The sequence below is a fragment of the Vibrio minamisatsumaniensis genome (assembly GCF_050337445.1).
Classification (GTDB): Bacteria; Pseudomonadota; Gammaproteobacteria; order Enterobacterales; family Vibrionaceae; genus Vibrio; species Vibrio artabrorum.
Genome location: NZ_JAKJSY010000021.1, coordinates 44,227 through 64,725 on the forward strand (window position 1 = coordinate 44,227; position 20,499 = coordinate 64,725).

16 protein-coding genes and 4 tRNA genes are annotated in these 20,499 nt (G+C 45.3%); 10 read left to right on the forward strand and 10 right to left on the reverse strand.

The window, feature by feature from the left end; all coding sequences use genetic code 11:
* Nucleotides 1–25: 25 nt before the first annotated feature.
* Nucleotides 26–610: a 5'-deoxynucleotidase gene (gene yfbR, locus L4B77_RS06470; protein ID WP_429749256.1), complete on the reverse strand. Its 585-nt coding sequence runs from the start codon at nt 608–610 to the stop codon at nt 26–28.
* Nucleotides 611–778: 168 nt separating this feature from the next.
* Nucleotides 779–2,011, reverse strand: a complete 1,233-nt coding sequence (locus L4B77_RS06475) for a pyridoxal phosphate-dependent aminotransferase (protein WP_261839219.1) — start codon at nt 2,009–2,011, stop codon at nt 779–781.
* Nucleotides 2,012–2,287: 276 nt separating this feature from the next.
* Between L4B77_RS06475 and L4B77_RS06480 the strand changes: the two genes are divergently transcribed.
* From L4B77_RS06480 to L4B77_RS06510, 7 genes are all read left to right on the forward strand, one after another.
* The gene (locus L4B77_RS06480; protein ID WP_372041230.1) at nt 2,288–3,595 is read left to right on the forward strand and encodes an isochorismate synthase; all 1,308 of its coding nucleotides are present in this window, start codon (nt 2,288–2,290) and stop codon (nt 3,593–3,595) included.
* The gene (gene menD / locus L4B77_RS06485) at nt 3,592–5,316 is read left to right on the forward strand and encodes a 2-succinyl-5-enolpyruvyl-6-hydroxy-3-cyclohexene-1-carboxylic-acid synthase (protein WP_429749259.1); all 1,725 of its coding nucleotides are present in this window, start codon (nt 3,592–3,594) and stop codon (nt 5,314–5,316) included. The genes L4B77_RS06480 and menD overlap by 4 nt, the downstream gene beginning before the upstream one ends.
* 9 nt (nt 5,317–5,325) lie before the next feature.
* On the forward strand, nt 5,326–6,126 hold the full coding sequence (gene menH, locus L4B77_RS06490) for a 2-succinyl-6-hydroxy-2,4-cyclohexadiene-1-carboxylate synthase (RefSeq protein WP_429749261.1): 801 nt from the start codon (nt 5,326–5,328) through the stop codon (nt 6,124–6,126).
* Between the two features lie 102 nt (nt 6,127–6,228).
* A complete protein-coding gene (gene menB, locus L4B77_RS06495; protein WP_010439547.1) occupies nt 6,229–7,095 on the forward strand; it encodes a 1,4-dihydroxy-2-naphthoyl-CoA synthase in 867 nt (288 codons plus the stop codon).
* A 75-nt stretch (nt 7,096–7,170) separates the two neighbouring features.
* Nucleotides 7,171–8,178, forward strand: coding sequence for an o-succinylbenzoate synthase (gene menC / locus L4B77_RS06500; protein WP_372066968.1), 1,008 nt, complete (start codon nt 7,171–7,173; stop codon nt 8,176–8,178).
* 42 nt (nt 8,179–8,220) lie between these two features.
* Nucleotides 8,221–9,663 (forward strand): o-succinylbenzoate--CoA ligase, encoded by a 1,443-nt coding sequence (gene menE / locus L4B77_RS06505; RefSeq protein WP_429749267.1) that lies wholly within the window; start codon nt 8,221–8,223, stop codon nt 9,661–9,663.
* Between the two features lie 150 nt (nt 9,664–9,813).
* Nucleotides 9,814–9,978, forward strand: a complete 165-nt coding sequence (locus L4B77_RS06510) for a hypothetical protein (protein ID WP_261839225.1) — start codon at nt 9,814–9,816, stop codon at nt 9,976–9,978.
* Between the two features lie 168 nt (nt 9,979–10,146).
* Here the strand turns inward: L4B77_RS06510 and L4B77_RS06515 are convergent, their stop codons facing one another.
* The 3 genes from L4B77_RS06515 to L4B77_RS06525 all read right to left on the reverse strand — a co-directional run bounded on the left by L4B77_RS06515 (nt 10,147) and on the right by L4B77_RS06525 (nt 13,697).
* Complete coding sequence (locus L4B77_RS06515) at nt 10,147–11,067, reverse strand: YeiH family protein (protein ID WP_429749269.1); 921 nt, start codon at nt 11,065–11,067, stop codon at nt 10,147–10,149.
* Between the two features lie 147 nt (nt 11,068–11,214).
* A complete protein-coding gene (locus L4B77_RS06520) occupies nt 11,215–13,089 on the reverse strand; it encodes an MFS transporter (protein WP_261839227.1) in 1,875 nt (624 codons plus the stop codon).
* A gap of 17 nt (nt 13,090–13,106) precedes the next feature.
* Nucleotides 13,107–13,697 carry a TetR/AcrR family transcriptional regulator gene (locus L4B77_RS06525; RefSeq protein WP_429749271.1) on the reverse strand — a complete coding sequence of 197 codons (591 nt, stop codon included), beginning with the start codon at nt 13,695–13,697 and terminating at the stop codon, nt 13,107–13,109.
* Between the two features lie 198 nt (nt 13,698–13,895).
* On the opposite strand from L4B77_RS06525, the gene L4B77_RS06530 reads away from it, so the two are divergent.
* Entirely contained in the window at nt 13,896–14,804 is a 909-nt protein-coding gene (locus L4B77_RS06530; RefSeq protein ID WP_261839229.1) for a Tim44 domain-containing protein, read from the forward strand.
* A gap of 253 nt (nt 14,805–15,057) precedes the next feature.
* Here L4B77_RS06530 and L4B77_RS06535 read toward each other — a convergent pair.
* The 4 genes from L4B77_RS06535 to L4B77_RS06550 all read right to left on the reverse strand — a co-directional run bounded on the left by L4B77_RS06535 (nt 15,058) and on the right by L4B77_RS06550 (nt 15,703).
* Nucleotides 15,058–15,142: transfer RNA gene (locus tag L4B77_RS06535), tRNA-Tyr, on the reverse strand.
* Nucleotides 15,143–15,244: 102 nt separating this feature from the next.
* A tRNA-Tyr gene (locus L4B77_RS06540) sits at nt 15,245–15,329 on the reverse strand.
* 102 nt (nt 15,330–15,431) lie between these two features.
* Nucleotides 15,432–15,516, reverse strand: a tRNA-Tyr gene (locus L4B77_RS06545).
* A gap of 102 nt (nt 15,517–15,618) precedes the next feature.
* Nucleotides 15,619–15,703 (reverse strand) — tRNA-Tyr (locus tag L4B77_RS06550).
* A gap of 387 nt (nt 15,704–16,090) precedes the next feature.
* On the opposite strand from L4B77_RS06550, the gene L4B77_RS06555 reads away from it, so the two are divergent.
* A complete protein-coding gene (locus L4B77_RS06555; protein WP_372041668.1) occupies nt 16,091–17,167 on the forward strand; it encodes an efflux RND transporter periplasmic adaptor subunit in 1,077 nt (358 codons plus the stop codon).
* Entirely contained in the window at nt 17,167–20,280 is a 3,114-nt protein-coding gene (vexH, locus tag L4B77_RS06560) for a vibriobactin export RND transporter permease subunit VexH (protein WP_372041669.1), read from the forward strand. Before L4B77_RS06555 ends, vexH begins: the two co-directional genes overlap by 1 nt.
* A 102-nt stretch (nt 20,281–20,382) precedes the next feature.
* Here vexH and L4B77_RS06565 read toward each other — a convergent pair.
* Nucleotides 20,383–20,499: IS3 family transposase (locus L4B77_RS06565; protein ID WP_429749277.1), on the reverse strand; the 117-nt coding region annotated here is incomplete at its 5' end.

Consider the following 20,499-nt stretch of genomic DNA (forward strand, 5'->3'; position numbering starts at 1 on the left):
CCAATGACACTCAAGTTATACCCAGCTAGCTAATTTCGTCTAGTGATAATTCAAAACTTGGTGCAAAAGTGGTAAGGAAATAATCCATTTCTGGGCTTTTACGCTGTTCGAGTGTTTCTTCCAATCGTCGTTTAGCTTGTTCGTATTCGTGATTGCCCGCACTGAGTTCTTCCAAGCATTTTAAGTAAGCACAGATGGTATCGGCCTGCTTAACGATGCTTTGCTCTTCTTTACTCGCGGTTCCAGATATTAAGAATGGAGCGAAGTCGTCTTGGAACTCTTTTGGCAACATTGACAGCAGCCTTTGTTCTGCGGCAGCTTCTATCTTCTTATACTCTTGCGCGATGTCGGGATTGTAGTATTTAACTGGCGTCGGTAAATCCCCCGTTAGCACTTCGCTGGTGTCGTGGTACATGCCAAGCAGTGCAATGTGCTCGGGGTTAAGCTGACCATCGAACTTCTTGTTTTTGATGAGCGCCAAAGCGTGTGCCACGAAAGCAACCTGTAGGCTATGTTCTGAAATGTTCTCGCTTGAGATTGATCGCATCAAAGGCCAACGTTGAATCAGCTTCATACGTGCGAGATGGGCAAAGAAATGGCTTTGTTGCATAAGAGTCCTTTCGAAAAATTTTCCACTCGTATTTTGTGTTTACACAGGCATACGAGACAGCGGATACAAAAAAGGCTCCCAAACAGGAGCCTTTTAAGCATAGAAGTGATTGATTACAAGTTAAAGTCTTTTAAAACAGCAAATTGTAGCCATCTTTCTTTGTGCTCATTAACCTTCGATGAGGTCGTCTTGGCTGTAAGTCTGTAAGAAGCGCTCTAGACGACCAATCGCGATTTCCAGATCTTCAATGTGTGGCAGAGTCACAATGCGGAAGTGGTCCGGTTTCGGCCAATTGAAGCCGGTACCTTGAACCAGTAGCACCTTCTCTTGCTTAAGGAGGTCGAGCACAAACTTCTGATCGTCTTTGATGTTGTACATGTTAGTGTCAATCTTAGGGAACAGGTACATCGCGCCTTTCGGTTTCACACAAGAAACACCAGGGATTTTATTGATCAGCTCCCATGCGCGATCGCGTTGTTCAAGCAGTCGACCACCTGGAAGAATCAGCTCATTGATACTCTGGTAACCACCGAGTGCGGTTTGGATAGCGTGTTGCATTGGCACATTGGCACATAAACGCATCGAGGCCAGCATTTCTAGCCCTTCTATATAGCCTTTTGCTAGGTGTTTAGGACCGGTTAAGAACATCCAACCGCCACGGAAACCACACACACGGTAAGCTTTAGACAGGCCATTGAACGTGACCATTAGCACATCTTCAGCAAGCGTAGCGACGGAAGTATGCACGGCACCATCGTAAAGTACTTTGTCGTAGATCTCATCCGCGAAGATGATCAAACCATGTTCACGAGCAATTTCGACAACTTGCAGTAGGAAATCACGGCTGTATACCGCACCCGTTGGGTTATTCGGGTTGATCAGTACGATGCCGCGCGTCTTTGGTGAAATCTTCGCGCGCATGTCGTCTAGGTCTGGATACCAATCGGCATCTTCATCACACATATAGTGAACCGGTGTACCACCAGAAAGCGCAACAGACGCTGTCCATAGGGGGTAATCCGGAGCGGGAACTAAGATTTCATCGCCATTATCAAGTAGCGCCTGCATCGACATAACGATAAGCTCTGATGCCCCGTTGCCAATGTAAACGTCTTCTACATCAAGGTTACGTAGACCTTTTTTCTGATAGTGCTGCACAACCGCTTTACGAGCGGAATAGATGCCTTTTGAGTCACAGTAACCTTGCGATGTTGGAAGGTTACGGATTACGTCAACAAGGATTTCATCAGGGGCGTCAAAACCAAATGGGGCGGGATTCCCAATGTTAAGCTTTAGTATTTTATGTCCTTCTTCCTCCATGCGTTTAGCATGTTTGAGTACAGGCCCTCTTATTTCATAGCATACGCTGTTGAGTTTTGACGACATCCCGATATTTTGCATTGCCGATTTCCTGAAATTAATTTAAATACTTTATTAAAGTACCGCAAAATAGGGTTTGATAGAATAAAAATCTGATAAATACCGTATTTTAGTAATCACTGTTTTCTGAATTTTAAAGAATCACTTTCTTTGTTGTTGGCTAAGATGAATAAAGGGTCAGGATCGGTTAAAATCAGAGGAATGTTGAAAAGACAAAGTACAATCTTGATCTAAGTGGGTGCAGCCCATAAAGTATCAAATTGATATAATAATAATTTAGATGTGAACGAGGTCGATTTGTCACATTTCCAGCAAACTATCTCCGCTTTGATTGAGCGAGTAAAAAATGCCCAAGCAAGCGAAGTGCGTTGTGTTGAAGTTCTAACGCAAAAACCATCGTTTGCATGTATTGAATGGCTTCATGCTCAACCGCTCTTTCCGAAGTTTTACTGGCAGTCACGCGACACTCGTGAAGAGATTGTCGCACTCGGACAGTTGCATACCTTTTCTGATCCAGCTCCAGCCTATGCTATTCTTGGTGAAGATCAACGGATCTGGGGGGGGCGCTCGTTTGACGGGCATACTGCAAAAAACCGCCGTTGTATGGAGTCGTTTTTCTTTCTTCCTCAGGTTGAATTGATTCGCTTTGACAACACTTGGTCACTCGCGGTTAACTTATCTCCCGATCGTGTAGCTTCGATCAATGCATTAAATAAGCTTTCTGTTGAAGCCGCGATATTGGCGCCACTGACGGCTCATATCAAGCAGATTAATCATGTTCCAGAACGAGAACAGTGGGGGGGCTTAGTCGATAAAGTGCTGAAAGGCATCAGCGATGAAGAGTACAAAAAAGTGGTTTTGGCTCGTAAAACCACGCTACAGCTTGATGCTCCTATTTGCGCCGCTCAACTGCTTAAAGCCAGCTATCTGCAAAACCATCATAGCTTCCACTTTATGTTGGTATTGGATTCCAAACACAGCTTTATTGGCTCAACGCCAGAGCGTCTATACAGTAGACATGGTACTGAACTCGATACTGAAGCGCTTGCTGGGACCATTGGTCGTGGTGTCAACGCAACCGAAGATATGGAGTTAGCCAGCTGGCTTTCTCAAGACAGCAAAAACCTCAATGAAAACCAGTATGTGGTCGACGATATCATTGAGCGTCTTACGCCTTACTCCCAATCGGTGAATGTTGAAAAAGAGGCTCGTCTGGTTCGTTTGCGCAAGGTCCAACATTTAAAACGCAATATTCACGCGCTGCTTCATTCGGGAGTTAATGGTGTCCAGTTGTTGAGTTCATTACAGCCGACGGCTGCAGTAGCAGGCTTACCTCGTAAAGAAGCGATGGACTTCATACTTGAACATGAACCCTTTGCAAGGGGATGGTATGCAGGCTCCGTGGGTTATATCAGTCATCAGCGAGCGGAATTCTGTGTCGCGATTCGCAGTGCCTTGGTTGTAAACGATCAAGTACAACTGTTCGCGGGTGCTGGGATTGTGCCAGGGTCGATCGCTGAACATGAGTGGCAAGAGTTGAACAAGAAGACGTCGACTTTGCTCAGTTTAATTTCCGACCACCCACCATTAGGTGTGGCGTCATGAATCACGACCAAGCCGTATTAAATAGAGTTTGGTGCCACACGTTACTTGAAGAACTTGTACGCAATGGTGTTGAGCATGTATGTGTTGCGCCAGGCTCTCGTTCCACCCCGTTAACGCTTGAAGCCGAAGCCAACCCCAAGTTAACCTTACACACACACTTTGATGAGCGTGGTCTCGGATTCTTAGCTTTAGGCATAGCAAAAGCCAGCAACAGCCCCGTGGTCGTGATTGTGACATCGGGTACTGCGGTTGCGAATTTATTGCCTGCGACGGCTGAATCTGGGCTGACACGAGAGAAGCTGATCTTGCTGACCTCTGATAGACCGATCGACTTGGTTGATTGTGGTGCCAATCAAGCGATTCAACAGCATGGTATCTTCTCCAACCATGTTGAAACAGCGTTAAACCTACCAAGCCCAACCACACAAGTTTCTTTGAACTGGCTCCTGACATCGGTTGATAACGCACTCGCCAAGCAACGCAGTGTCGGTGGTGCCATTCACATCAATTGCCCGTTTCCAGAACCGCTCTATTCAAACAATAGCGTTGAGATGTATGGCGAATACACAGCCAGTATTGCAAGATGGAAAGCATCGGCAAGTCCATACTCTAATCGGTGTCTGCCTAATAATTTGCATACTCAACCTGTCGTCGCGGGTGATTATGTTGCGCGAAAAGGTGTCATAATTATTGGTTCTATCGACAATGCAGCGGCGAGAAAAGCGAAACAGTTCGCTTGTGCATTGGGCTGGCCTATTTTTTGTGACCCGCAATCCGGCGTGAGCAGTGATTGGAAGCATTATGATCTTTGGTTGCAGAGTGACTCAGTTAAAGATCAACTTAACTCGTGTGATTTCATTCTTCAATTCGGTGAGCGTATCGTTTCTAAGCGATTGAACCAATGGATTAAGTCACAAGCCGCTTCATTTGATTGCACGCAATATGTTGTGGTTTCACCTGATGCGCACCGTATAAACCAAGATCATCTCCCGCAAACTCATATTGTTGCCAATATTGAGTCATGGATAACCGAACAACACCTACCAACCTTATTAGGCCAACATGCGGGTTGGGGGGCGTCTTTAATCGAGGTGGCAAATTCTGTTCAGCAACTGGCACTCGCGCAAATATCCAATAATGACCAGTTGACGGAACTGAGTGTGGCAGTCGACTTGTCGTCTAGACTAAAAGACAGAGAGCTGTTTGTGGGAAACAGCTTGATGGTAAGGCTGGTGGATATGCTGTCGTCTATATCTGCGAATCAAGTTTACAGTAATCGTGGCGCATCGGGCATTGATGGGTTGGTGGCAACGGCTGCGGGTGTGGTGAAAGCCAACCAGAACCCGTTATTGATGTTGATTGGCGATACCTCTTTGCTCTACGATCTCAACTCACTGGCTCTGCTGACTCATCATTTAACGCCAGTGGTTATTGTGGTGACCAACAATGACGGCGGTGCGATTTTTGATTTATTGCCGGTACCAGAGCAACAGAAGCAGTCACTTTATCAAATGCCTCATGGTTTTAGCTTTGAACATGCCGCAGCGCAATTCCAACTTGGTTACGCAGCCCCAGAAACCTTGAACGGCTATCAAAACATCATTGAACAACACTTCGAAAAGGGTCAGGGGACCTTGCTCGTGGAAGTTAAAACGCCTCCCGAACAAGCGTCTACTTTGCTGAAACAATTCAGTTTAATGCTCACCGAGGCATTAGCCTAAGGACTTTACATGCTCTACTCCAATTATTACCCAGCGGTACAAGAATCTTCTGGCAAACCTTTACTTGTTTTTTTACATGGTTTACTTGGAAGCGCGGATGATTGGAGTGCATGTCGTCCATTCCTTGCAGACTTTCCTCTGCTTTGCATCGATTTACCTGGGCACGGACAAAGTCGTTTTACCGATCCGGTCGGGTTTGAGCATTGCTGTAAGAAAATTGTCCAATGTATAACCTCTCAACTGGCACTCAACAATCTTCCTGCCGATTATCCAATCGTGGTGATTGGGTATTCGATGGGTGGAAGGCTTGCCATGTATGGGGTGACAAGCCCTTGCTTCGAGACGCTCAACCTAAAGAAAGTCATTATTGAAGGCGGCAACTTTGGCTTGGAATGCGAAGAAGAAAGAGCACAAAGGTTAGTACATGATACGCAGTGGGCTGTTCGCTTTGCGCAGCAGTCGATCGAAGATGTTTTAGACGATTGGTATCAACAAAGCGTCTTTTCTTCACTAAATCATGAGCAAAGACAAACTTTGGTTATAAAGCGTAGTGGTAACCTTGGAGTATCCGTCGCAAATATGTTGTTATCTACTTCATTGGCTAAGCAACCGGATTTACGTGCCACATTGAAATCTCATGAGCATTTATTGCATTATGTATGTGGGGAAAAAGATCGTAAATTCATGGAGCTAGCAGAGAATAGTGGCTTTGAATATAGCCAGGTAAATCACGCTGGGCATAATGTACATTTTGAACAACCCGAGCTGTTTTCAAACCTGATCATTCAATGTATTACCAGTCATCACTGAACTGATTGAACGATTATTTCGTACTAAACGCGATTAAAATATGAGCAACACCGTCACGACTATTCGTTAGTCGTGCCCTCTAATAGAACAATGGAAATCACCATGGCTAAAACAGTAGGCATCACAGAAGAAGAACTTTACGCAGCCGTTAACTGGCGCGATGAGAGCAGTCAATTTGAAGATATTCAGTACCACAAATCAGATGATGGTATTGCCAAAATCACGATTGCTCGCCCTCAAGTGCACAATGCGTTCCGTCCACAAACCGTTAAAGAGATGATCAATGCTCTGGCTGATGCGCGTTATGACGAGAAGGTTGGTGTTATCATTTTAACGGGCCTTGGTGAGAAGGCGTTCTGTTCTGGTGGTGACCAAAGTATTCGTGGTGACTACGGCGGCTACCAAGATGATTCAGGTACACACCACCTGAACGTACTTGATTTCCAACGTCAAATTCGTACTTGTCCAAAGCCTGTAATTGCTGCGGTATCGGGTTGGGCAGTCGGTGGCGGTCATGTACTTCACATGATGGCAGACCTGACTATTGCGGCTGAAAACGCACAGTTTGGTCAAACGGGTCCAAAAGTGGGGTCATTCGATGGCGGTTGGGGCGCGTCTTACATGGCTCGTATCGTTGGTCAAAAGAAAGCGCGTGAAATCTGGTTCTTGTGTCGCTTTTACGATGCTCAAGAAGCACTGGACATGGGCCTTGTAAACACCGTTGTTCCTGTTGCTGACCTAGAAAAAGAGACCGTTCGTTGGTGTCGTGAAGTTCTACAACACAGCCCAATGGCACTGCGTTGCTTGAAAGCGGCACTGAACGCGGACTGTGATGGTCAAGCCGGTCTGCAAGAGTTGGCAGGTAATGCAACCATGATGTTCTACATGACAGAGGAAGGCCAAGAAGGCCGCAACGCATTCAATGAGAAACGTCGACCTGACTTCGACAAATTCCCGCGTAACCCATAGTCTTGCTCCTGTTCAAAATGAGTCGCTAATAGCGGCTCGTTTTATTTTGATGCTCCCTCGCTTTTAGGACATTTTATGAACTCAATGAATTCTCAGCGTCACGCTAAACTTTACCGTTATCAATTGCCTATGGATAGTGGCGTGATTCTTCGTGACAATAAGTTGAACGAACGCGTTGGTTATATCATCCAACTTGAGTGTGATGGTAAAACGGGTTTTGGTGAAGTCGCACCTTTACCGGGGTTTAGCCAAGAAGATGCAGAGCAAGCCGGTATTCAGCTTCAACATCAATTAGAGCTTTGGATTAACCATAACCCTCAAACACCACTTGATGAATTATATCCTTCTGTTGCCTTCGGTTTTTCGATGGCGATGATGGAATTACGAGGCGATCTTAACGTTGAAGGTAATTACCAAGCCGCACCTTTGTGTACTGGTGACCCTGATGAGTTGATCCCTGTACTCAATGAGATGCAAGGCGAGAAAGTGGCTAAGGTCAAAGTTGGGCTTTATGAAGCGATTCGTGATGGTATGCTGGTCAGCTTATTTCTTGAGTCGATCCCTGATTTGACCCTAAGGCTTGACGCCAACCGTGCGTGGAAACCAGAAAAGGCCAAACAATTCATTAAGTACGTTTCGCCGTCGCTGCGTCAGCGTATCAGTTTTATTGAAGAGCCATGCCAAAAACCAGAAGACAGCTTAGCGTTTGCTATTGACCATGGTGTCGCGATCGCGTGGGATGAAACATTGCAAGAAGCCGTGCGCAGTCCAGAGTTTGATCTTAGCGACCTGACAGGGGCTAAAGCAGTCGTGATCAAGCCAACGCTCATTGGTTCTGTTGAGCGTTGTGTGGCACTTATTGAGCGTGCACAGCAGCTTGGAATGAAACCGGTATTGAGTTCAAGCATTGAGTCGAGTCTAGGTCTGACTCAGATTGCTCGTCTGGCGCAGCAGCATCTGCCAAATGAAGTGCCAGGACTGGATACCATTGGTTTGTTCAAGCAGCAGTTAGAGATTGCTTGGCCCGGTTGTCAGTTGCCGGTCTCCACGCTTGAACAGCAGGCGTTGATTTGGTCTTCTTAGACCGAGTTCTTTCATTACTTCAGTCTATTATTTGGTTATTCTATGATGCGCTCACAAACTAATCATCACCCGCTCTGGTTACAGTGGGCGAAACAGAACCCGCGTCAAACCGCGTTAGTGACCCCTAACCGCGAATACACTTGGCAACAAGTCTCTGTGTTAGTGAGTGAGTACCAACAACGGTTATCTGAGCAAGGTTTATCGGTAGGTGATGTACTGACGATTGTCGGTAAGAATCAAGCGGAAGTGCTTCCTGTTTATCTTGCTTCATTACACCTAGGTGTGGTTTGTGCCTTTACCATGCCTCAACCGAAAGCGCGTTTAACGCAAAAGCTCGATTCCTTATATCAAGCAGATCAACAGAGCTACCTTTGGCTCTTGGACAGTAGCGGGATAGAGCAATCAGAGACTGTTGATTTGAATAGTCAGTTGGTGACCTTGCCTTACTTACATGAAGTGAAGGGCGATGCTGCTGATGGTCATCGGATAACAACACCTCAAGAGTCTAACTTCAATCCGCAAAACTTAGCGAGCCTCGTATTCACTTCAGGTTCTACCGGAAACCCGAAAGCGGTAGCGCATACGTTGCAGCAGCACCTATGTTCAGCTCAGGGACTGCTCGACGTTTTTCAGTTTGCACAAAATGACATATGGCTGCTGAGTTTGCCTATGTACCATGTCTCGGGATTAGCGATAGTCCACCGTTGGCTGGCCGCTGGTGGTTGCATCAAAATAGGCAATGGGGAACTTGAAAAAGACATCGAAGGTTGCAGTCATGCATCATTGGTTGCTACTCAGCTACATCGATTATTAAAGAGTAAGCAACCACTTACGTTAACTCATGTACTGTTGGGTGGCAGCGATATACCAGAAGCACTTGGGCTTGAAGCTCAACAGAGGGGTATCCAAACTTGGCTTGGATATGGCATGACAGAAGCGGCTTCGACAGTAACCGCAAAGCCAGTTGATGCTCACCACAATGCGGGTTGTGTGCTTAACCATCGTCAGTTAAAAATTGAAGGTCAACGTATTTATATTGGCGGCAACACGCTTGCTTCCGGTTATTACTATCAAGGTGCGTTAACACCATTGGTGGATGACCAAGGGTGGTTTGACACTAAAGATCTCGGCGAATGGGATGGCGAACAAGTGTCGATTATTGGCCGTGCAGACAATCAATTTATTTCCGGTGGTGAGAATATCCACTGTGAAGAAATAGAACGAGCCCTCATCCGATTACCTGAAGTGACACAGGCTTTTGTGGTTCCTGTTGAAGACAGTGAATTTGGATTTCGGCCCGTCGCCATAGTTGACTGTGACGAACTACCGGATAAAAAGTGGTTTGCAGATCAACTACAAAGTAGCCTAGAACGATTTAAGTTTCCGATTGAGTACTATCAAATACCTAAGCAAGAACAGCAGGGCATTAAGGTATCGAGAGCGGGATTGGCGCTTTGGCTATCACAGAACAGGGAATCAAGATAAGTGTGCTCGGTAAGGCCAAATGAAGATGCGGTAAGTGGCCTACGGTTAGTTAATTTAGCAATTAGATAGTTCAAAACAGAATTTATTATCTTTATAACCATCCATCATAATAAGCCCCATAAATAACGGATTATAGAATAAGGTCTTATTATGAAAATTACCCTCATCATCGCGGTTCTGTTGCAAATCGGCCAAGCAGTGATGTCGTCGGGGTTGACGAGATCCTTAGCTGAATTCACGGCATTTGTTTTAGTTATCACACTTGTTTTGATGAAAAAAGAGAGTAAGAAAAGTGATAAGCCGTTATTTGATTAATGTTCGTGACAACCAATGTTCGTTAAAACCAATATTCGTTACAGAAAGTATTGGTTACAACAATGATTGGATACAAAAAGGCAAAGTGTAAATACGCTTTGCCTTTTTTGTCGTTTGTAAATTCATAGGTTCGAATAGCTTGTTAACTTAGCTACGTTTTTCAGCGGATTAGGCAAGCGTTAACCACGCTAATGAACCCGTAGAAATCATCACCCACAAGGTAATGCCAAACATCAATGGCTTTGGCCCTGCAGCTTTGAGCTTCTCAACAGAAATACCACAACCAATCAAAAATAGGCACACCACAAGTACGTGTTTCGATACATTAAAGATCCCTTGATAAATTACGTCAAACTGCGGCATGACATCGCTGATGAAGATCGCAGCACAATAGAACAAAATGAAATAAGGGATGGTGATTTTTTTCTGATCGTTTCTAAAAATAATCGAACTGATGAAAGCAACGGGGACTATCCAAAGTGCGCGAGCTAACTTCAGCGTTGTTGCTGTTGCCAGTGCTTCTTCGCCATAAGCAGATGCCGCGCCGACAACTGAAGAGGTGTCATGAATGGCAATAGCAGCCCATGTACCGAACGTTTGTTGGCTTAGCTCAAGGGCATGACCAATCATTGGGAATAAGAATAAAGCGACTGAGTTGAGCACAAACACCGTAGCGAGCGCTAATCCAATCTGTTCATCGTCAGCTTTGATTGCGGGTGCGACTGCTGCAATGGCACTGCCACCGCAAATCGCGGTACCAGAAGCAATAAGGTAACCTGTGATGCGATCCAACCCCATTTTTTTTGCTAAGACCCAACCAATGACTAACGTACCGACGATGGTTGTAACAATCAAACCAATACCATCACCCGTTACCGCTAGCGCCTTTTCAAATTGAATGCCAAAACCTAAACCGACAATCGAGTAGGCTAATAGCTTTTTTGTGAGTTTTCCGACTTCTAGGTGTTGAGGCACTAAACCGAGGCTCGCAAGAAGAAAGCCGATAACAAGTGCGGTCGGCGAGCTTACCCAAGGGGTTAAACAAAAGAGAGCAGCAAGATAAAACGGAACAGATTTTGTGAGTGTCATTATGGTTGGATTGTCTTTTCTAATGGTGGCAGCGTAGTAGGGCACTATACGCTTAAGCCAATGGTAAGTAAGTCTAAATGAATTGAACAAACGTTAAGATAAACTAAACGTTTGTTCATGACCTGAATTTTAGTGGATATCGAACACTTATTGCCATCGCCCACGCAGTTTAGCAACCGCCTGGCGTAGAAGCTCGCAAGACGCTTCATTTGGTGAAATCGGTTTGCCTGCTTCTATCTCTAGCTTAGTCCAAAAACGAGTGGGTAATCCTTTACACGCACGCCCTTTATAGCGGCTAAAGTAACTGCCCCATAACCCTTTCAGTGCCATTGGGATCACCGGAACGGGAGAGCGTTTGATGATCAGCTCCATACCACGCATGAACTCGGCCACTTCTCCATCACTCGTGAGTTGACCTTCTGGGAAGATACATACGATGTGCCCCTCGTGCAGCGCTTGCTCGACCTCTTTGAAAGCGTGACGAATCGAGCGTCGATTCGTTGATGAGATAGGAATAACCCCCGCTCGTCTCAAGAAGCGCCTTAAGGGAGGAAGATTGGCATAGTCCTCTTCCATAACAAAGCGAATCAAGCGTGGGCATACCGCACTCAGAAGCAGTGCATCCATATAACTCACATGGTTACAGACGATTAATGCCCCGCCTTTTTCGGGTAGGTGATCCAAGTTCTTATGCTTTACTCGATACATGCTGTGAGTGACTACCCACATCAAGAATCGGAACGCATAAATAGGCACCTGATAAAACAGGTAAAGCATCACTAAGGTGTTCAATAATGCTAAAAACACAAACAGTTGAGGAATGGAAAGCTCAAGCACACTCAGGCAAAGAATACCCAGAATGGCACTCCCTACCATAAACAGCGAGTTGTAGATGTTGAGACCCGCGATAACTTGTGCTCGCTCATTTGGTTTCGCTCGTAACTGCATTAAGGAATACAACGGAACAATAAAGATACCGCCGGAAACACCAAGCAGTAGCAGGTAACTGAAGAGCGGCCATAGCTCGGAATACGTTACAAATTGGTAGAATGAGTGAAAATGAGGTAGAGATTCAGGAATCGATAGTGCCATCAATAGACCGAATATAGAGATCCCCATGCAGCCTATAGGCACTATGCCAATTTCAATTCTGTGGTTGGACAGTTTGTCACACGTTAACGAACCAATGGCAATGCCAACAGAGAATAGTGCTAACAGAAAGGCGACCGAACTTTCTGTCCCATTCAGATAAAGGCGAGTGAAATTTGGAAACTGAGTCAAGTAAGCTGCACCAAGGAACCAGAACCAACTGATTGACATGAGCGCTTGAAAAGTCGAACGATCTTTTTTGGCAATTGCGAGTGTGCTGCGGGTTAACTTGATGGGTTGCCACTTCACTTTTAATGCTGGTGCATTGCTGGGGGCTTCAGGAATGAAACAGCTTGATATATAACCAAAAATTGCAAATAAAACAATGCACACAGCGGCAATAAGCTTAGCGTTTTCTTCGGATGCAATTATCCCCGCGCTTAAGGTGCCAATTAGGATCGCTAAAAATGTACCAGTCTCGACGAGGGCATTACCGGACACCAGTTCTTTGGTCTTTAACTGTTGTGGGAGTAGTGCGTACTTAACCGGGCCAAAAAAGGCGCTTTGCGTTCCCATCAGAAAAAGCAAGAGAAGTAATATTCCGTAGCTTTCGTAGATAAGTCCGACAGCACCCAGTGACATAATCACGACTTCGAGCATCTTCACCTTACGAATAAACCAAGACTTTTCGTACTTATCTGCTAGTACGCCTGCTAAAGCAGAAAATAGAAAGAAGGGAAGAATGAATAGGCCAGCGGCTAAATTAATGAACAAATTTTTAGAAATAGGTAGCGTATCAGCGCTTGCGAAAGCAACAAATAATAACAGAATATTTTTAAAGACGTTGTCATTAAACGCACCCAGAAACTGGGTGATAAAGTAGGGTAGAAACCTTTTTTGCGTTAACAGCGAAGATGGGCTGCTGTTGTTCATTCTCGTTCCTTGGATGATTACCAGCGGGTTAAGTAGTTTGAAATAAGGTTATTAATCAATTCCTTACCATCAATAGGCTCTGAGGCGAAAAACTTATCATCAACGCTGAGTAGAGTGATTCCATGCACGCCAGCCCATAATACCCGGCTGGCTTTGATCACTTCGCTTTCAGTATGCTCCGGTGCGATTGCCACAAGCAACTGTTCTAGCATGCTGGTCATCATATCGATTCGGTTTGACTGCCACTCTGGGAGGTTCTCGCCATTCATGTTGTGCTCGAAGATAAGTTGCCAGCGGTTCGGGTGCTTTTGCGCGTAGTCGTGGTAGCAATAAGCGAGATTGAATAACGCTTGTTGAGGGCTGCTTGATTGTTCTACGACAGAAGCCGATTCAGCGGCGAGCTCATCTAATGTTTGAGCGACAACGTGCAGCAGCAGAAGGTTGTAGTTGCCAAATACATTCACCAATGTACTGGGCACATAGCCAATCATGTTGGCAATTTTTCGTAAACTTAACTCGTGATAGGAGTGCTGTTCTAAAAAAACCGTTACGGTATCTAAGGTCAACTGAACCAATTGTTCTCGAGTATGATCGTTTCTTCGTGCCATGATTCGTTTCTAGTAAATGAACATCGTTCATTATCTTATATGCAGCCTTTGATGGCCGTCAATCCTTTCGCCAATTCAGCCCGCAATTAATAACCGCAATATTATGATACATATGTGAACGTCGTGAACATTTCATTGTGCTTTGTTAAAGAGTATGATTAACGCGTCGAAAGATAAAGAACCCTTTAAAGGATAATAATGAAACGATTTTTCTCACTAGTCGCGATTCTGATGGTATCAGTTGCGGTGACACCAATCGCGGAAGCGAAAAGATTTGGTGGTGGTAAGTCTTTTGGTAAGAGTTTCAAAACGGCTCCTGCTCCTAAACAGCAACACCAGAACACTAACTCGATCCGTCAAGATCAAACAGGTAAGAACACCGCGGCTAATTCAAGTAAGAAAGGCCTTATGGGCGGTCTGCTAGGCGGTTTACTTGCGGGCGGTCTATTAGCGGCATTCTTTGGTGGTGCATTTGAAGGTATCCAGTTTATGGATATCCTGATCATGGGTTTGATTGCTTTCTTAGCGTTCAAATTCCTACGAGGAATGCTGGGTGCGAAACAAGGCTCCATGAATCAGGAGCGCGGCCAACAGCCAGCTTTTGGTAGTATGGGACAAAACAAGTTTGAATCATCACAGCAAAAGCCAAATGTTCACAACTTCGAGCAAGCACCAACTCAACCTCAAGGTGCTGCGAGCGGTTTTGGTTTTGGTGCGCAAAGCGATGTTCCGCATAACTACCCACCGGGTTTTGATCAAGCTGCTTTCATCAATGGTTCTCGTGAGCACTACCGTATATTACAAGGTGCATGGAACCACAATGAGCTAAGTACGATTGAAGAATACGTGTCTCCAAGTCTATTTGAAGACCTAAAATCTGAGCGTAGCAAGCTAGATGGTGATCAGCATACCGACGTAATGTACGTTGATGCTGAAATTGTTCGTGCTGACCATGACGGCAGCAAAGCGCAGCTAAGCCTACAGTTTAGTGGGCGTTACCGTGATTCAGCGGAAGGTATTGAAGAAGATATCACCGATATTTGGCATTTAGAGCGTGATCTTACGACTCAAAATGCACCTTGGCTAATCGTGGGCATTCAAGGTTAACCTCGATAGCTAACGAATAATGAGTTAATTCGGTATTACTTTGATTATTGAAAGCCCCTACAGAGAAATCGGTAGGGGCTTTTTTGTGTGTTGAGGTGTTGAGGATAGCCAATTATGTGTAGGTTCTTGGGGTGATTAAGTCGATGGTAGATTATCAAGATCGTTGAACGAGAAAGGTATCGGGTATTATACACAGCAACGAAAAAAGCCAACTCAGTGAGTTGGCTTTTCGATTTTCCAATTAAGGAGAATATGGTGGAGGGAGACGGATTCGAACCATCGAAGGCAGTGCCGGCAGATTTACAGTCTGCTCCCTTTGGCCACTCGGGAACCCCTCCAGGGTGTATCTTACTCTTCACAAAGTAAGCCTAAATTGATGTTTTCCCATAAGCCCATCAACTAGGTTGTTCTCTTAACTCTCAAAAGAGGTAAGAAGAATATGGTGGAGGGAGACGGATTCGAACCATCGAAGGCAGTGCCGGCAGATTTACAGTCTGCTCCCTTTGGCCACTCGGGAACCCCTCCAGGGTGTGTCTTACTCTTCACAAAGTAAGCCTAAATTGATGTTTTCCCATAAGCCCATCAACTAGGTTGTTCTCTTAACTCTTAAAAGAGGTAAGAAGAATATGGTGGAGGGAGACGGATTCGAACCATCGAAGGCAGTGCCGGCAGATTTACAGTCTGCTCCCTTTGGCCACTCGGGAACCCCTCCAGGGTGTGTCTTACTTTTCACAAAGTAAGCCTAAATTGATGTTTTCCCATAAGCCCATCAAYYAGGTTGTTCTCTTAACTCTYAAAAGAGGTAAGAGGAATATGGTGGAGGGAGACGGATTCGAACCATCGAAGGCAGTGCCGGCAGATTTACAGTCTGCTCCCTTTGGCCACTCGGGAACCCCTCCAGGGTGTTTTTCCTAACTCATAATGGATAGGCTAAAGAGATGTTTTTCCCAACGCATCTCTCAAGTTCGGGTCGCATCATAGCAAACACGTTAAACCTGTAAAGGGTTTTTCTTATGGTTTTGTGTTAAATGCTGTCTTTTTGGGCAAAGATGGCGAAAAGTACGCATATTGCTCGTGAAGTGAACATTCGAGCTTAGGTTGGCGTAAGAATAGGTAACACCTTGAGAAAATTAGTTTTCTGCAGTGTGTTTGGTTTGTTAAATTCGTAATGGAACGTAAATGGAATTTAATTTAGATTTACATTTCTTGACGTTACAGCATTAATCTGTTGATAGAATACCGCTACTTCCATTTATAGATACTAAATCTTACTGCAGACTATTATTATGAAGCAAACATCTGTTTTAACCCTACTTAGCTTGTCGATTTTCATGGCGTCTCCAGCCGCACTTGCAAAGCGTCAGGGGTCTAGCACAGTGACGGTTGTTACTGAGCCTGTTGCTATTCACCAAGTTAACCAGTCTCTCTCTTTGGTTGGCAAGTTAGAAGCTGAACAATCGGTCATTATCACTTCTGAAGTGGCTGGTCGAGTTGATGCTATCAATGTCAAAGCGAATCAAGATGTCACCAAAGGGCAGATGTTGGTTCAGTTAGATGATACTAAAGCGAAAGCCGCAGTGACAGAAGCACAAGCGTACCTAAAAGACGAGCAACGTAAGTTAGCGGAATTTCAACGGCTAGTGAAACGTAACGCGATCACGCAAACTGAAATTGATGCTCAGAAAACGAACGTCGAGATCGCCAATGCTCGTTTGGCTGCGGCCAATGCTAATCTTAGCGATCTGCACATCACGGCACCTTTTTCGGGTACGGTCGGTTTTATCGACTTTAGCCGCGGTAAAATGGTGACCGCTGGGACGGAACTCGTCACCCTAGATGACCTCTCAGTAATGCAATTAGATCTACAAATCCCGGAGCGCTACCTTTCCAAATTGTCGAAAGGCATGAAAGTAACGGCTCGTACCAGTGCGTGGGGCGAGACTGAATTCATCGGTACTGTGGTCGGCATTGACACCCGTATCAATAGCGAGACGCTAAATTTACGAGTTCGAATCCACTTTGACAACAATCATGATTACTTGAAGCCGGGCATGTTAGTGGAAGCGGATATGGATTTCCCTTCAGTTGAAGCGCCGATTATTCCAGTTCAAGCGCTTGAGTATTCAGGAACCAAACGTTTTGTTTATGTGATTGGTGATGATAATAAAGCGGTTCGTACCGAAGTCTTTCTTGGTGCGCGTATCGATAACGAAGTCGTGATTGAAAAAGGCATCGAGATTGGTCAGAAAATCGTGGTGCAAGGTATCGTGAACATGCGTGACGGTGTGTTGGTGCAAGAGCTAGCCGTGGATCGCTTAGTTGATGCTGAAAGTGATAACAAACCACAAGAAGGCGCAAACTAATGTTGTTATCTGATGTTTCAGTCAAGAGACCTGTGGCTGCTGTTGTACTGAGCTTGCTGTTGGTTGTGTTTGGTCTGGTCTCTTTCAATAAGCTTTCCGTCCGTGAGATGCCAGACATTGAAAGCCCTGTAGTATCAATCAGTACTCGTTATCAAGGGGCATCGGCGACGATTATTGAAAACCAAATAACCGCTAACCTTGAAGACCAGTTATCAGGCATTAGTGGTATCGATGAGATCGAATCCACGACGCGTAATAGTATGTCGCGCATCACGATTACTTTCGAACTCGGTTACGACCTGAATACGGGGATAAGTGATGTACGTGATGCAGTTGCTCGTGCTAAGCGTTCGTTACCCGAAGAGGCCGAAGACCCTATTGTTTTTAAAAATAACGGCAGCGGCGAAGCATCGGTTTATATCAACTTAAGTTCAACTAAAATGGACCGAACGCAGTTAACCGATTACACCGAACGTGTATTGGTAGACCGCTTTAGTTTGATTTCGGGGGTCAGCTCAGTCGATATCTCCGGTGGCTTATACAAAGTCATGTATGTGAAGCTAAAGCCAGCGCTAATGGCGGGTCGTGGTGTTACCGCGTCTGATATTACTGCGGCGTTAAAAAGTGAAAACATTGAAAGCCCGGGTGGTGAAGTTCGCAACGATGCGATCGTAATGTCGGTTCGTACGGCTCGTCCTTATAAGGAAGTGAAAGATTTCCAATATTTGGTGGTTAAACGAGCAACAGATAATACACCTATCTATTTGAAAGATGTTGCGGATGTGTACCTTGGTGCGGAAAACGAAAACTCGACGTTTAAAAGTGATGGTGTTGTTAATGTCAGTTTGGGTATCGTGCCTCAATCCGATGCAAACCCATTGGAAGTTGCCGACTTAGTACATAAAGAAGTTGATGCTATTCAAAAGTTTTTACCTGCCGGTACTCGTTTGGCTATCGACTATGATTCAACGGTATTTATCGACCGATCGATCTCTGAGGTCTATAGCACACTCTTTATCACCGGTGGTTTAGTGATTCTTGTGCTTTATATCTTCATTGGTCAAGCACGCGCGACATTAATTCCTGCGGTGACCGTTCCGGTATCTCTGATTTCGTCATTCATTGCAGCGTATTACTTCGGCTTCTCTATCAACTTGATTACGTTGATGGCACTTATCTTATCGATAGGTCTGGTGGTGGATGACGCCATCGTGGTGGTTGAAAACATTTTCCACCATATTGAGCGGGGTGAATCACCACTGCTTGCTGCTTATAAAGGTACGCGTGAAGTCGGCTTCGCTGTTATCGCAACCACTTTAGTGCTGGTTATGGTCTTCCTACCCATTTCCTTTATGGATGGCATGGTCGGCCTACTGTTTACCGAGTTCTCTGTGTTACTTGCGATGTCGGTGATATTTTCATCGCTAGTGGCACTGACACTCACGCCGGTTTTAGGCAGTAAAATTCTGAAAGCGAATGTGAAACCTAATCGTTTTAATTTATTTATTGAGCGTGTCTTTAGCAAGTTAGAACTGAGGTATAAAGCGGCACTGCGTCATGCGCTATCTTGGCGTTGGGCTGCTCCCGTAATTATTCTCGCGTGTATGGGGGGGAGCTATGGCTTGATGCAACAAGTTCCTTCACAACTGACTCCGCAAGAGGACCGAGGTGTTATCTTTGCGTTTGTCCGTGGAGCGGATGCCACCAGTTATAACCGCATGTCTGGCAACATGGACATCGTTGAAGAGCGTTTGATGCCTCTACTTGGTCAAGGGTTCTTAAAGTCATTCAGTATCCAATCGCCAGCGTTTGGTGGTAATGCCGGAGATCAAACCGGCTTTGTTATTATGATTTTGGATGATTGGGACGAGCGTGATCTGACGGCCCAAGAAGCTTTAAACGAAGTTCGCCAATCCTTGAGTGGCATTCCTGATGTTCGGGTATTCCCATTCATGCCAGGCTTTAGAGGTGGCTCAAGTGAACCGGTGCAATTTGTATTGGGTGGTTCTGATTATTCTGAACTTCAAAAGTGGGCAGAGATCTTAAAGCAAGCAGCGGAAGATTCTCCCATCATGGAAGGGGCGGGTATTGATTACTCTGAAAAAACACCTGAGTTAGTGGTAACGGTAGACAAACAACGAGCGGCCGAATTGGGCGTCAGTGTTTCTGACATTTCAGACACACTAGAAATTATGCTGGGCGGGCGCAGTGAAACCACCTTTGCTGATCGTGGTGAAGAGTACGATGTTTACTTGCGTGGTGATGAAAACAGCTTTAATAACGCGAACGATTTAAGCCAAATCTACATGCGAACTCAGTCTGGCGAGCTAGTAACACTGGATACACTGACACACATTGAAGAAGTGGCATCATCGATTCGCTTGTCACACTACAATAAGCAAAAATCGGTGACCATCACAGCGAACCTGATGGACGGTTACACATTAGGTGATGCGCTGGATTTTCTTGATAAGCAAGCGATTGAGCAACTGCCCGGTGATATCTCGGTCAGCTATTCGGGTGAATCAAAAGACTTCAAAGAGAATCAATCGAGTATCTTGGTGGTGTTTGCGTTAGCGATGTTGGTCGCTTACTTAGTCTTGGCCGCGCAGTTTGAAAGCTTTATCAACCCACTGGTGGTGATGTTTACAGTTCCGATGGGGATATTCGGTGGCTTTTTAGGTCTAGTGTTGATGCACCAAGGTTTAAACGTTTACAGTCAGATTGGGATGATCATGTTGATCGGAATGGTGACGAAAAACGGGATCTTGATTGTCGAATTTGCTAACCAGTTGCGTGATCGAGGTATTGAGTTTGAGAAAGCAATCGTAGACGCTTCAGCAAGACGTTTACGGCCAATATTGATGACGGCGTTTACCACATTAGCCGGAGCTATCCCATTGATTACTTCCACGGGCGCAGGCTATGAAAGTCGAGTGGCTGTGGGTACGGTTATCTTCTTCGGTATGGGGTTCGCGACCTTGGTCACTCTGTTCGTTATTCCTGCGATGTACCGTTTGATTTCCGGCTCGACCCGTTCTCCAGGGCACGTGGAAGCGGAGCTGAATAAAGAGCTGAGCCATGACAACGTGGGAAGAACCACTCACGGTTAATACTCTCAGAACCATGTAACAACACGGAATCGTGTCACAATATTGAAAAGCCTGCGTTTGCTCCTAGCGAATGAAGTGACCCCATAAAGTTGGACATTTCTGTTAAGCGGCTTTCAAGGCCTGAGTTCGATATTCTATCGGAGTCAGGCCTTTTAGTTTCACTTTTATACGTTTGGTATTGTAGTACTCGATGTATTCTTTAATTTTCTCTATCAGTGC